This window comes from Actinosynnema sp. NPDC002837 (assembly GCF_040295345.1).
Taxonomy (GTDB): Bacteria; Actinomycetota; Actinomycetes; order Mycobacteriales; family Pseudonocardiaceae; genus Actinosynnema.
This window is the reverse complement of the sequence record NZ_JBEOVG010000034.1, coordinates 53052-66584: the sequence shown is the minus strand read 5'-3', so window position 1 is coordinate 66584 and position 13533 is coordinate 53052. Positions and strand designations below refer to the sequence as shown.

At 73.4% G+C, this 13533-nt stretch carries 8 protein-coding genes; 6 read left to right on the top strand and 2 right to left on the bottom strand.

The genetic code is table 11. The features are described 5' to 3' along the window. The first annotated feature begins 145 nt into the window (after nt 1-145). From ABTZ99_RS23075 to ABTZ99_RS23065, 3 genes are all read left to right on the top strand, one after another. Nucleotides 146-5296, top strand: a complete 5151-nt coding sequence (locus tag ABTZ99_RS23075; RefSeq protein ID WP_499613796.1) for a hypothetical protein — start codon at nt 146-148, stop codon at nt 5294-5296. Between the two features lie 35 nt (nt 5297-5331). Further along, a complete protein-coding gene (locus tag ABTZ99_RS23070) occupies nt 5332-5610 on the top strand; it encodes a hypothetical protein (RefSeq protein WP_498781869.1) in 279 nt (92 codons plus the stop codon). A 112-nt stretch (nt 5611-5722) separates the two neighbouring features. Continuing rightward, the gene (locus ABTZ99_RS23065; RefSeq protein ID WP_499613793.1) at nt 5723-6889 is read left to right on the top strand and encodes a serine hydrolase domain-containing protein; all 1167 of its coding nucleotides are present in this window, start codon (nt 5723-5725) and stop codon (nt 6887-6889) included. Here the strand turns inward: ABTZ99_RS23065 and ABTZ99_RS23060 are convergent. Beyond that, nucleotides 6847-8190, bottom strand: a complete 1344-nt coding sequence (locus tag ABTZ99_RS23060) for an alpha/beta hydrolase (protein WP_499613792.1) — start codon at nt 8188-8190, stop codon at nt 6847-6849. The genes ABTZ99_RS23065 and ABTZ99_RS23060 overlap by 43 nt on opposite strands. Before the next feature lie 355 nt (nt 8191-8545). Between ABTZ99_RS23060 and ABTZ99_RS23055 the strand changes: the two genes are divergently transcribed. Continuing rightward, complete coding sequence (locus tag ABTZ99_RS23055; RefSeq protein WP_499613818.1) at nt 8546-9919, top strand: pectate lyase family protein; 1374 nt, start codon at nt 8546-8548, stop codon at nt 9917-9919. A 216-nt stretch (nt 9920-10135) separates the two neighbouring features. Here the strand turns inward: ABTZ99_RS23055 and ABTZ99_RS23050 are convergent, their stop codons facing one another. Then, nucleotides 10136-10594, bottom strand: a complete 459-nt coding sequence (locus tag ABTZ99_RS23050) for a peptidoglycan-binding domain-containing protein (protein WP_498781863.1) — start codon at nt 10592-10594, stop codon at nt 10136-10138. 196 nt (nt 10595-10790) lie between these two features. Here ABTZ99_RS23050 and ABTZ99_RS23045 point away from each other — a divergent pair, with 196 nt between their 5' ends. Next, a complete protein-coding gene (locus tag ABTZ99_RS23045) occupies nt 10791-11351 on the top strand; it encodes a GNAT family N-acetyltransferase (protein WP_498781861.1) in 561 nt (186 codons plus the stop codon). Further along, nucleotides 11348-13531, top strand: a complete 2184-nt coding sequence (locus tag ABTZ99_RS23040) for an Rv1355c family protein (protein ID WP_499613789.1) — start codon at nt 11348-11350, stop codon at nt 13529-13531. Before ABTZ99_RS23045 ends, ABTZ99_RS23040 begins: the two co-directional genes overlap by 4 nt. Nucleotides 13532-13533: the final 2 nt, after the last annotated feature.

Here is a 13533-nt window from a genome sequence, read left to right as displayed (position 1 = left end):
TCTGGACCAAACCGTTGTCACTGACACGATCGGACAAGAACGCACGGAGTCGAACAGGCCGGTCGATCGAGGCGCGAGCCGTGCCGAACGGGTCCGGTAACGTGGTCGGACACTCGCTTCGGCACGTCGGACGGGGAGCTGCGGGGTGCGACAGGACGACCGGCCGGTGACCTCCAACCAGGTAGGCGGGAACGTCCTCGGGCCGAGCGTGCAGGCCGGGGTGATCGCGGGCGACGTCCACATCCATCTGGGCGCGCCGCCGGCCGCGGCGCCGGACGAGCTGCCCGTCGGCGTGCTGTCCCTGATGCGGGCCCAGGTGAGGGCTGCGCACGAGCTGCCGTACCGGCTTCCCGGTGCGCGGCGGCCGTCGTTGGCGACGGTGTACGTGCGGCAGGACTTGAGCACCGGCGCGGAGGAGGCGCACGCCGAGGCGTCCCGGCCCACCCCGATCCTGGACGGCCACGGTCGGCTCGTCGAGGTGCCCCGTCCGCCGACGCCCCGGGTGGCCGTGCGGCCTCCGGCGCGGGGCGTGGCGGAGGCGCTGGACGGTGACGAGCACCTGCTGATCACGGGTGGCGCGGGTCAGGGCAAGTCGACGTTGTCGCTGCGGTTGGCGGCGGACCTGGCGGCCGGGTGGTGCGGCGAGCCCGGTGGTGTGCCGATGAGCGAGCCGGTGGTGCCGCTGCGGCTGACCGCCCGGGAGTTGGCGGCACGGCTGGACCTGCCGTTCTCGCGGGCGTTGGCGGACAGCGCGCAGGCCGAGTACGGGGCGCTGTTACGCGGTCCGATCACGGCGGACGTGCTGGGCGACCGGGTGGCGGGCCGGCGGTGGCTGCTGCTGGTGGACGCGTTGGACGAGGTCGCGGTGGCGGCGGACCGGGACCGGCTGGCGTCGGTGCTGGCGGCGTGGGCGTCCGGTGGGCCGTACCGGATCGTGGTGACCACGCGGCCGGTGGAGGGTGCGGCGTTGGCTCCGCTGCACCGGATCGGGGCGGCGCGCTACGAGCTGCTGCCGTTCGACGGCGAGGCGCTGCGGTCGTTCGCGCACAACTGGTTCGCCGAGGAGGGCGACGAGACCGCGGACCGGTTCCTGCGCCAGATCCGCGAGGCGCACCTGGACGAGCTGGTCCGCGTGCCGCTGCTGGCGACCATCGCCGCGATCGTGTTCGCCCGGCAGGGCGACCGACCGCTGCCCGACAACCAGTACGAGCTGTACGAGGCGTACCTGGCGTTCCTGCGGTCGGCGCGCACGTCGACCGGCCCGTTCGAGCCCTTCCGCGAGGACCTGCTGGAACACCTCGGGCGCACGCGTTCGGAGACCGACACCTCGCTGGTGTCCGCGGCCCGGTCGTGGGTGGTCGACCACGTGCCGCCGACCTCGCTGCCCCTCGACTGGCCCGAGGTGCTCACGACGTTCCTGGTCTCGGTGGGCCCGTTGGTGATCCGGGGCGACGACCTGCGGTTCCTGCACCACAGCTTCGCCGAGCACCTGGCCGCGACCTCGTTGGCCCGCGAGTTCCCCGAGCGGTTCACGCCCGAGCACGACGGGTTCGTGCGGACCGTCCACGCGGCCAGGCCGAAGGAACGCGGCCGGTTCGCCCGTTCGGTGCTCCTGCACTACACCCGCCTGCGGCCGACCGAGGCCGACCCGCTGGTCCGGTGGCTGCACGACGCCGACGCCGAGAACCACCTGCTGGCGGCCCGCCTGCTCGCCAAGCGGGTGCCGGCGAGCCGGGCGGTGGTGGACGCGTTCCTGGGCACGGTGTGGGGCTGGGCGATGACCACCCAGCACCCCGGCTCCGACATCCTCGCCCAGGCCGGCCGTGCCACCCACCACCCCGGCCTGGCGGACTGGCTGGTCGCGCTCATGCGCACCGCCACCGCGCCCGCCGACTCCCGGACCGAGGCGGCGTCCGCGCTGGCGACCCGGCTGCGCGGCGGGCACGAGGCCGAAGCGATCGGCTACCTGACCGCGTTGGTGGACGACCCGTCGGCGGCGGTGTCCGAGCGCCTGGCGGCCGGTGAGGCGTTGGCCGAGTGCGGCTCGGGCGAGCGCGAGGCGTCCGCGCGCGGCCTGCGGGCGGTGCTGGCCAACCCGTTGGCGTCCGGTTACGCATGTCGCACGGCGGCGGTCGTGCTGGCCGCGTTCGGGCCGGACGACCGGGCGTTCGCGGTCGCGGCGCTGACCGGGTTGACGACCGGCGACGAGACCCCGGCGGACGACCTGGTGGAAGCCGCGACGGGTTTGATCGAGATCGACGCGGAGTTCTACGAGCACGGCGCCGAGGTGTTCCGGTCCGTGCTGCGCGACCCGGCCGACAGCGTGACCGGACGCCGTGACGCCGCACTGGGTCTGGCCTCACTCGGCCCGGACCCGGCCGCCGAGGCCGCGGCAGCGCTGACCGCGCTGATCACCGATCGACGCCGTTCACCGGGCGACCGGGCGCGGATGGCTCGGACGCTCGGCGAACTCGGACCACAGCACCGCAGCGCCGCGGCCGGCCACCTGGCGGCGATGCTGGACGAACCCGGTCTCGAACCCGCTTTCCGGACGCAGTGCGCCGCCGGGCTGGGCGAGTTCGGGCCGGAGGCCGCCGGGACCGCGGTCACGCACCTGCGGCGGGTGATCGCGGACGGCCGCGCGACGCCGAACCACGCCCTGTGGGCCGCCAAGGAACTGGCCGATCTCGACCCGGAGCACCGCCCGGAGGCCGCGGGCGAGCTGTGGCGGGTGGCCGACGACCCCGACTGCACCGGTCTGGACCGCGCCATCGCGCTGTCGCACCTCGCGGACCTCGGCGAACCACACCGGGCGAAGGCGGTGGCGCGGCTGCGGGAACGACTCGCCGATCCGAGCCTGGCGCCGCAAGACCGGTGCGCCACCGCCGAACGGCTCGTGCGAGCGGGACCGCAGTTCCACGACGAGGCCAAGGTCGCCCTGCTCGCACTCACCCGGACGCGGTCCGACAGAGGGGTGGCGCTGCGGGCGTGGCGCGCCCTGCTCGACCTCGACACGACGTGCCGCGACGAGGCGCTGGACGCCTTGCTCGACGCCGCCCGGTCCGTGGACGACCAAGCGACCGGCCTCTTCGACGGCGCCCAGACGTATGCGACATCGGACGAGGACCACCACCGGATCGCGCGAGCGCTGCTGTCCGTGCTGACCTCCGCGCGGTACAGCTATCGGGCCCGGTTCTCCGCTGTCACGGGCTTGACCCGGCTCGGCCGACCGTTCCACTCCGCCGTTGCCGAGGGCCTGTGCGACCTGGTGCGCTCGACCACCGTCGCGGAGTTCGACTTCCCCTACGCGGCCACGCTGTGCGTGGAGCTCGGTGTTCGCCACCGGACCGCGCTGGCCGGCGCGCTGAGGGAGGTGCTGTCCCGGGAAACCCGCTCGGCGGCCGGCGTCCTGCGCGTGGTGCAGGCCCTCGACCGGCTTGGCTTCGGCCCTGAGGACGACGTCGTGACCTCCCTTCGGTCCGTCGTCTTCGGCGGTCCCGTCGAGGGAAAGGTTCGTGACGACGCCGCCGTCATGCTGGGCCGGGTCGCCCCTGACGATCAGGCGCGCATCGTCGCCGAGATGCTGCTGACGCGAGAGACCGCCCCGAAGCTCGTCCGCGCCGGGTTCGAGATCCTGCCCCGACTCCAGGCGACGACAGGGGACCGCGATGCCGACGGGCACGTGCGCAAAGTCGCCGCGGCCGTGGTGCACGACCTGGTGCCGACCGATCGGACCCTGGCCTTGGACGTGATCAGGCGCCGGGCGGACGACGGGTTCCTAGGTGTCGGCTGGCGCCGTGACGCGTACCTGACACTGGTCGAATGCGCGGCCGAAACGACGGAGAGGGTGGTGGCGTTCCACCTGGACGTGATCTCTTCGGACGAGGAGACGTCCTCTCGACGGCAGTCCGTCGCATGCTGGCTCACCACGCTCGATCGCCGGTTCACCCCACCCGTTCTCGCTTTCCTGCGCAGGTGCGGCGACGACCCGGCCGCGACTGTGGACGAACGCGCCTCGGCCGCGAAGTGGCTGGTACTGATCAAGCCGTCAGCAGGTGAAGAGGTCACCCACCTCGTCGAGTCGCTCATCCGGCGGTCCAGGGTCGGAGACGGGGCGCAGCGCCTGTTGACCCGACTGCCCAGGAAGGAGCGGACCGCGCTGGAACGCGTGCTGCTCGCCGACCGTTCGCTGCCCGTGGCCGAACGCGTGCCCGTCGCCGACTTCTGGGACGACCTGCCGCTGGCCGCCGAGGCTGAGGCCGAGGTGCGCGACGCGCTCACCGCGCCCGAGACGTCGCCCCGGGAGCGGGTCGCGGCGGCGGTGGCGTTGGCCGGGTTGTCGACCGGGTTGGTGCCGGAGGCCGTCCAGGCGTTGGAGGCCATGGCGTCGCCGCGCGCGCGGGAGGCGTTGGCCCGGTTGACGCCCGCATCCTGGCGTCGGGTGCTGGACGAGGCGCTGAGCACGGTGGCCGACGTCGCGCTCTCGACCCGGGAACGCGTGCGGGCGGCTCGCCTCGTCGTCGAGATCACCACGCGGCTGCCGGAACCCGTGGCGGAGTTCCTGCGCTCGGTGATCCGCGACCCGCGCACGTCGGACCGGGACCGGCTGGAGTTCCGGTACGCGTTGCGGCTGCACGACGGCCTCGATCCCGTGCGCGCCATGCGGGACGACACCGGGCTGCCCCACGCGATCCGGCTGCAAGCGGCCGTCGAGCTGATCCCCTTCGACGTGGACGACCGCGCGGCCGCCGCCCGGGTCTGGCACGCGATCGCGACCGATCCGGCAGCACAGCCGGCGCTGCGGCGGCTGGCCGGCTTCCGATTGGCACAACTCGGGACCACAGGACGAGAACGCGCCACCGAGGTGCTGCGGTCGCTCATGGCCGACGAGACCGTGCCGACGACCGTGCGGATCAAGTCGGCGCACACGCTGATCGAGGAAGCACCCGCGGCGAGACGGGCGGCGATGACGGCCCTGCGCGGACTGTCCGGAACGCCGAACCCGCTGCTGCGCCGGAGAGCCTTGATGGCGATCGGACTGCTGGAACCCGTCGAAGCGGCACTGGAGCTGGTCGCCATGGCACGCGACGACGGGGTCGCGCCGGTGGCACGGGTGCGGTGCGCGGAAGCGGCGGTCGGGTTGTCGCCGGACGTCCGGGAGAAGGCGGCGGTGGCCGTGCGGGTGGTGGTGTCGGATGAGTCCCTGCCCCGGCACGTGCGCCGGCACGCGGCCGCGAACCTCGCCCGGTGGAGCGAGCTGTGCCGGGAAGAGGCCCGGGCCGTCCTCGCGAGGTAGCCTCGGTGGTCGGCACGGTGAACGGAGTGGGGACGATGAGCGGAGACCAGGAACCGGTGATCGACGCCGAGATCGTGGAGCACGAGGCGGCCCCGGTAGTGGTGCCGCCCGCCGACTACACCGAGGACGGCGTGCCCACCTTCGAGCACGTGCGGGACCGGATCGAGAACCGCGTCGCCACCGGCATCGGCGCGGAGGAACTCGCCGAGGCCACCCCGGAGGCCAAGGCGGTCGAGGACCGGTTCGAGGCGCGGCGGCAGGCCGGTATCGACAAGCTCGAAGAAATCCGCCGTTCGATGCGAGGCGACGCCTAGCTCTGCCGATCGGATATAGAGAACATATAGCGCGACAACCGGTTGCCGGACCGGAATTCCCTAGGGTGCTCAGGGTTCGTTCACGACACTGACGGATCCTGGGGGATCTCCCATGAATCGTGTTCTACGCCGGGCGGCCACCCTCGCCACCGGCGCGGTCCTGGTCACCGCTGCGGTGGTCACCCCTGCCGCGGCCGTGCCGTCGCGGGCCGGGCTCCAAGCGGCGCTGGACGGCGCGGTCGCCGTCGGTTCGCCCGGCGCCCTCGCCGGCGTCCTCGACGAGGGCGGGCAGTGGTACGGCCACAGTGGAGTCGGCAACCTCGCCGACCGCGGCGCGCCCAGGCCGCGCGGGCAGTTCAGGGCGGGCAGCGTCACCAAGACCGTGGTCGCCACCGCCGTGCTGCAGCTGGTCGGCGAAGGTCGGGTCGGGCTCGACGACCGGATCCAGGACCGACTGCCCGGCCTGCTGCCCTACACCGAACCGATCACCGTGCGCCACCTGCTCCAGCACACCAGCGGCATCCCGTTCACCGAGCGGTGGGCCGGTCTGCCGGAGATCGACACGACCCGGTGGCAGCACCAGTCACCGGACGAGACGATCCGGAAGGGGACCGCGGGCAAGCCGTTGTCCTTCCCGCCCGGCCAGGGCGTGGAGTACTCCAACACCAACTACGCGGTGCTGGGCAAGCTCGTGGAGGAGGTCACCGGCCGGTCGCTGCACGCCGAGTTGCAACGGCGCGTGCTGGACCGGGCGGGCATGCGGGACAGCTACCTCCCCTACCGCCACCCCCACGTCGACCGGCCGGCCGCGCGCGGCTACGAGTGGCTGCACGGCCCCGGCGCCGCGCCGACCGACGTCACCGACTACGAGATGTCCCGGTTCTGGGGCTCGGGCAACCTGGTGTCCACGGTCGACGACCTGAACCGGCTCTTCCGCGCCCTGCTCGCCGGCGGGCTCGTGCCGGCGGCGCAGGCGGCCGAGATGCGCGAGACCGTGCCGAGCGGGATCCCGGGGCTGGAGTTCGGGCTCGGCCTGATGCGGATCCCGCTGCCGCCGGGCTGCGCCGCGCCGGAGATCTGGGGCTTCAACGGCTCCGTGCCCGGCTACCACACGTGGACGATGCACTCCCCCGACGCCGGGCGGCAGCTCTCCGTCGTCGTCACCACGAACCTGACCTCGATCCCGGCCCAGGACGCGGCGCTGCAGGCGGTGTTCGCCGAGTTCTGCGGAGCCGGTCAGCAGGTCACGTCGCGCGTGGGCGCGGTGGCGAGCAGGTAGGAGTCCGCGGCGGCCCGGGTGCACGCGTTGGCGTGGTAGACGCCGTGGCCCGGGCCGTCGAACGTGACCAGGTGCGAGCCTCTCGCCTGCCGGTGCACGGCCTGTGCCCACCGGTACGGCGTGGCCACGTCGTAGCGGCTGGTCAGCAGGAGGAGCGGCGGCGCCCGGTCGACGTCGAGGCGGTGCGGCGGGTTGGTCGGGCGGTCGGTGAACCCGACGCACGTGGCCGCTTCCTGGTGGCCGAGGAACGTGCCGCGCAGCGTGGGCGCCGCGCGCAGTTCGGCCTCCCGCAACGCCCGGTACTCGGCGAAGTCCGCGAACCGCAGCGCGAAGTCCTGGCACACCACGGCGTAGCGCAGGGAGTCGTAGTTCGGCTCGAACGACATCCGCGGGCCGCCGACGTCCGCGATGAGCGACGCCAGGCCCTCCCACGCCCCGTCCCGGAGGTCGGAGAACGCGCCCTGGATCAGCCCGGCCCGGCCCCAGCCGATCTCGTCGGCCCGGTCCAGCGCCCGTTCCCAGGCCGCGTGGACGTCCTGGCCGTGCAACGCGCACGTGGCGTTCTCGGCGCACCACGCGACGAACACGCCGAACGCCTCCTCCACGGCCCGCGCCCGGTCCAGCAGCAACCGGGGCAGGTCGGCGCTGTGGTCGATCACGCCGTCCAGCACCATCGAGCGCACCCGCGGGCCGAACAGCTCCGCGTACTGCTGGCCGAGCAGCGTGCCGTAGGAGATGCCGTAGAAGCTGATCCGCCGCTCGCCCAACGCCCTGCGCACCGCGTCGAGGTCCCGCGCCGAACGGGCCGTGTCCACGTGGTCGAACACCGGGTGGCGGGCGCGGCACTCGTCGCGCACCGCGCGGTTGTGCGCGGCCAGCGCGGCGAACGCGGCCTCGTCCGCCGGGTCGTCGCCGGGGTTGCCCGCCATCAGGTCGGCCGAGCAGCGGATGGCCGAGCTGCCGTTCGTGCCGAGCTGGTCGAAGCCCACGACGTCGAACCTGGCCCGCACCTCGGCGCTCAGGTAGGGGGCGCGGGCGAACTCCGCGCCGGACCCGCCGGGACCGCCCGCGTCCACGAACACCACGCCGATCCGGCGGGCCGGGTCGGTGGCGCGGACCCGGGACACGGCCAGGTCCGTGCGCGGGCCGCGCGGGTCGGCCCAGTCCAGCGGAACGGACACCGTGCCGCAGTCGGCCGCGGGCTGGTCCGGGCAGGGCCGCCAGGCGATCGCCGCCGCACCGGCCTCCGGTGCGACCACCAGCAGGCTCGCGGCCAGCGCGGTGACGAGCAACGTCCGCATGAGTCCCCCAACCGTGAACGCAGGCGTGCAGTCTCGCGAGGCCGTCTCGCCGGGCGCAACCCCTGTCCGCGCCGCCCGCGCGTCCGCCCGGAATTCACATCTCTGTCCGTCGATCGCGCAAATGCACGCCGCCGGTTCACGAGTATGACCGACGGGAGCCGATTCTGTTCACAAGCGTGACCGGACCGCATTTCCACCGCAGCCCCGTTGACCTGCCGTTCGGAACCTCCTAGCATCCGATGGAAAGCGATTTCCCGTCCTACGGCGCAATGAAGCACCAGGGGGCATCGTGTCTTCCACTGCGTCGGAATCGGTATTCCCTACGCCACGGAGACGTATTATGCGCGTGAAACCCATGATTGCCTGCGTCGGCCTGTTAGCCGGCGTGCTGGTCGCGGTGGCGTCGTCCACCGCGCAGGCCGCGCCCACGCGGTACGAGGCGGAGAGCTCACCGGCGGTCTGCTCCGGCTCCATCGACACCGACTGGACCGGGTACACCGGCAGCGGCTTCTGCAACGGCGCCAACTCCACCAGCGGCTACCTCCAGTTCACCGTCACCGCCGCGGCGGCGGGCACGGCGGCGGTGGGCGTCCGGTTCGCCAACGGGACCACCACGGTCCGGCCCGCCACCCTGCTCGTGAACGGGTCGACGGTCCAGTCGCCGTCGTTCGAGGGCACCGGCGCCTGGTCGACGTGGGCCACGAAGACGGTCAGCGTGCCGCTGAACGCGGGCAGCAACACGATCCGGCTGAACCCGACCAGCTCCAGCGGCCTGCCCAACGTCGACCACCTCGACGTCGAGACCGGCGGCGACCCGCAGCCGCAGCCACCCGGCGGGCTCGTCGGCTGGGCCGCGCAAGCCGGCGGCACCACCGGTGGCGCGGGCGGTTCCACGGTCACCGTGAGCACGTTCGCCGACTTCCGCACGCAGGCGCAGTCCTCGGGCGCCAAGACCATCCTGGTCAACGGCATGCTCAGCGGCACGGGCACCGTCGAGATCAGCGCGAACAAGACGATCCGGGGCGTCGGCTCGAGTTCGGGCATCTCCGGGACCACCCTCAACATCGAGGACCTGAGCCCGGCCAACGTGATCATCCAGAACCTGAACATCCGCGGCAAGGTCGGCGGCGACGCGATCCAGATCGAGAGCGCCACGCACATCTGGATCGACCACAACACCATGTCCAGCACCATCGAGGACGACCCCGACTACTACGACGGGATGCTGGACATCACCCACGCCGCGGACTACATCACCGTGTCGTGGAACGTCATCCGCAACCACTGGAAGACCTCGCTCGTCGGCCACTCCGACGGCAACGGCGGCGAGGACCGCGGCCACCTGCGGGTCACCTACCACCACAACTGGTTCGACCGCACCTTCGAGCGCAGCCCGCGGGTGCGGTTCGGCGAGACGGTCCACGTGTTCAACAACTACTACACCAACGTCAACAACAACTCCGCCTCGTACGCCATCGCCTCGCTCATGGACGCCGGCCTCCTCGTGGAGGGCAACGTCTTCGAGAACGTGCAGCAGGCGTGCTGGTCGGCGAGCGGTTACGCGGACTCCGACCCCGGGCGCCTGGTCGCCCGCGACAACTCCCTGACCAACTCCGGCCCGTGCGAGGTCAACGGCACGGTGGCCGCCATCCCGTACCGCTACACCGCCGACGCCGTCGGCACGGTGAAGTCCTCCGTCACGGCGGGCTCCGGCGCGGGCAAGCTCTGACCCCCACGTCCGCTCACGGCGGCGACCGGCACCGACCGGTCGCCGCCGTTCGACGGCCGGCGCGGTCACAGGTGTCACCCTGGACCGCGTGGGGGACGTGCGGAGGTCGATCGCGGTGCGGGCTGGTCGCCTTGGTCGCGGCCGGGTGCGGCGAACGTTCGGAGGCCGACTACTACGCGAGGTACCGGGGCAGGCCCAGGGCTCAACGGCTCTCGATCAGTACTGGTAGCACGTGTCCGTGGCCGGCTTCGGGAACTTCATGCGGTCCCTGGTGTTCGGGCCGTAGATGCCGTCGTCGGCGGTGCCGATGGCCCTCTGGACGGCTTTCAGCGCGGCTTCGGTGCGCGGCCCGAAGCTGCCGTCGTTGGACAGGTCCCCCACCTTCTCGTCCGAGTAGGGCCACGCCAGGTCGAGGTCGGGGTAGCACCGACTCATCATCGACTGGAACCGGGACACCACCGACGTGTTCGCCGCGTAGTCGCGACCGATCGTGCACGTGGTGCTGCCCTTGACCGTCGGCACCATGAGCGTGCGACCCGACCGCACGACCTCGGACGTCGTGGTGCACAGCGCCGCCACCGCCGCGGACGCCGGAGCGGCCGACACGACCACGACCGCACCCAGCGCGGCGGCGACCAGCCCGGCCGCCCCGTAACGCAGACCCCTTGCTCTCATGGCACGAGCGTACGAACGCGGGAGCGGCCGCGGTGTCCGGTGAACACCCGACGCCGCGCCACCGCTCTCCCGGCACGCCCTGGAAGGTCGGTGTCAGGCGATCGGGCGAACGGCAGGTTCATGCCTCCCCGGCCGGGTACACGCCTCGCGGCACGCACTCTGGTGACGCCACCCCCGAGGAGAGGACCCGACGATCATGGCCGCCGACCGAGTGCCCGAGCACCTCGCGGACGCCGTGGAGCTCCGCACCGCGGACCCCGGCCGGGACGCGGCCGCGTGGCGGACCTACCAGCGCGGCCTGTCCGAGGTGTACTCCGGCATCGGCGCGGCCGACCTGGTCCCGGGGCCGGAGGTGCCCGCGGACGTGACGGCGGTCGTGCTGGCCGCCGCGGCCGACGAGGTCGTCGGCGGCATCCTGCTGCGCGCCCGCACGGTGATCCCGGCGGAGACCGGGTCGCCGCACCTCGCCGCCGCCATCGCCGAACGCGGGCCGGAGGGCGTGAACGAGATCGGCGGGTGCTGGATCCGGCCGGGGCACCAGGGCACGGGGGTCGGCACCGCGCTCGCCGGAGCGGCGCTGCGGGCGGCCGGGGCGGGCAGTGGTCGGTGGACGGTCACGTTGGCCAACCAGTTCAGCGTCGGCGTGGGCGTCCGGGTCGGGTTCGTGCCGGACGAGCGGTTCCGCGACCTGCCCTTCCCCGACGGCCGGTTCCGCAGCACGCTCTGCTGGTTCGACCACCGCGGTGCGGGGCGATGACGGCGACGTCGTGGCGCCCCGACGTCTTCGACCCGGCCGACGCCGAGGACCGTCGACGGCTCGACGGGCTCATCGCGTCCGGGCGGGTGTGGGAGACCAGCGACACCCTGCGGGCTCAGCTGCGCGACCTGGCGGAGGCCCGTCGGCCGGGCGACCGCGCCGCCGACGTGGCCGAGGTCCTGGCCGGCACGCCGCTGTCCGAGTACGGCCGGTGGGTCCACTACCCGTGGTCGGGGCGGCTCGTGCGGCTGCTGCCGCCCGCGGAGTTCCGCGAGCTGCGCCTGGACCGCAACCGGCCCAAGCTCGCACCGCACGAGCTGGCGCGACTCGCCGAGTTCACCGTGGGCGTCGTCGGCCTGTCCGTGGGCAACGCCATCGCGCTCACCCTCGCGCTCGAAGGCGCCGTGGGGCACCTGCGGCTCGCCGACCACGACACGCTCGACCTGTCCAACCTGAACCGGGTCCGGGCGGGCGTGCACGACATCGGGCGGGCGAAGACCGTGCTCGCCGCGCGGCAGATCGCCGAGTTCGACCCGTACCTCGGGCTGTCCGTGATGGACGGCATCGGTCCGGAGAACGTCGAGGAGTTCCTGCTCGGCGGACCGGACCTGGGGCCGCCGCTCGACGCGGTGGTCGAGGAGTGCGACTCGCTGAGCGTGAAGTTCCTGGTGCGCCAACGGGCGCGCGCGCACGGCCTGCCGGTGCTGATGGAGACCAGCGACCGGGGGATGCTCGACGTGGAGCGCTTCGACCTCGAACCGGCGCGCCCGCTGTTCCACGGGCTCACCGGTGACACCGCGGACCTCGCCGACGCCGGTGGCGAGGCGGCCGTCGTCCTGCGCCTGGTCGACGGTCAGCGGATCTCGGCGAACCTGGCGGCGTCCTTCGTGGAGCTGGGGTCCACGGTCTCCGCCTGGCCGCAGTTGGCCTCCGACGTGACGCTGGGCGGCGCGAGCATGACCGCGGCGATCCGCAACCTGGCCCTCGGCGAGGCGATGCCGTCCGGCCGCCGGTACCTGGACCTCGACACCGCCGTCCGCGAGCCCGTGACCGACGTGACGGCGCGGTCCGCCGAACCGGAAGCGCACCCGCGCACCGAATCGGTGCGCACGCCCGTGCCGGACCTGGTGCGGCACCTGGTGGAGCACGCGGTCCTCGCGCCGTCGGCCGGGAACGCCCAGCCGTGGCACTTCTACTGGGCCGACGACCGGCTCTGGGTGGCGCACGACCGCGACCGGGGCCGCAACCTCATGGACCCGCACTCCCGCACGGCGCTCCTGGCCCTGGGCGCGGCGGTGGAGAACGTGGTCATCGCCGCCGCGGACCGCGGCCTCGACACCGTCGTCGAACCGTTCCCGTTCGGCGACGTCGTCGCCGCGATCACCACCCGGCCCGGCGCGTCGGCCCCGGACGGCCTGCTGACCGCGTTGCGGCACCGCCGCACGCACCGCGCCCCCGGAACGCGGTCACCCCTGACCGCGGCCGAAGTCGCCTCGCTCACGGCCGCCGCGACGCACCACGGCGCACGGCTGGACCTGTGCCGTCGTCCGGCCGACCTGGAGGAGCTCGGCCTGATCATCGGCGCGTGCGACCGGATCCGGTTCCTGAACCCCCACCTCCACGCGGAGCTGTTCGGCGAACTGCGGTTCGGGCCCGACGAGGCCCGCGACGGGATCGACGTCGCCACGCTGGCGTTGCCGGCCGGGGCCGAGGAGGTCCTCCGGCTCGTCGCCCGACCGGAGGTCGCCGCCCGCCTCCGGCAGCTCGGCGGTGGCGACCGCCTCGCGCAAGCCGCGCGGGACGCGGTGGCCGGCGCGTCCGCGGTGGCACTGTTGTCGGTCCCCGACGACGCCCCGGAGTGCTGGCTCGCGGGTGGCCGCGCGATGCAGCGGACCTGGCTGCGTGCCGAGCAACTCGGCCTCGGACCGCACCCGATGACCACCGCGATCTACCTGTTCGACCTGCTGGGCGGCCCGGCGGCGACGATCCTCGACGCCGCCGAGACCGCCGAGCTGCACGAGTTGCGCACCCGTTTCCACCGGGTGGCCCCGAAACCGGACGGCCCGCTGACCCTGCTCTCCCGCCTCACCCGCACCACCGGCCCGGCCACGCCGTCGCGGCGCCTGCCGGTCGACTCGGTGCTCACCGCGGGAGCACCACCGGGCCACCCGGCGGCCTGAGG

Excerpts from the sequence above, each read along its gene's own strand:
- ABTZ99_RS23045 (WP_498781861.1), top strand. The coding sequence starts at position 10,791 with ATGGCCGCCGACCGAGTGCCCGAGCACCTCGCGGACGCCGTGGAGCTC.
- ABTZ99_RS23060 (WP_499613792.1), bottom strand. The coding sequence starts at position 8,190 with ATGCGGACGTTGCTCGTCACCGCGCTGGCCGCGAGCCTGCTGGTGGTC.
- ABTZ99_RS23050 (WP_498781863.1), bottom strand. The coding sequence starts at position 10,594 with ATGAGAGCAAGGGGTCTGCGTTACGGGGCGGCCGGGCTGGTCGCCGCC.
- ABTZ99_RS23070 (WP_498781869.1), top strand. The coding sequence starts at position 5,332 with ATGAGCGGAGACCAGGAACCGGTGATCGACGCCGAGATCGTGGAGCAC.
- ABTZ99_RS23065 (WP_499613793.1), top strand. The coding sequence starts at position 5,723 with ATGAATCGTGTTCTACGCCGGGCGGCCACCCTCGCCACCGGCGCGGTC.
- ABTZ99_RS23055 (WP_499613818.1), top strand. The coding sequence starts at position 8,546 with ATGATTGCCTGCGTCGGCCTGTTAGCCGGCGTGCTGGTCGCGGTGGCG.
- ABTZ99_RS23040 (WP_499613789.1), top strand. The coding sequence starts at position 11,348 with ATGACGGCGACGTCGTGGCGCCCCGACGTCTTCGACCCGGCCGACGCC.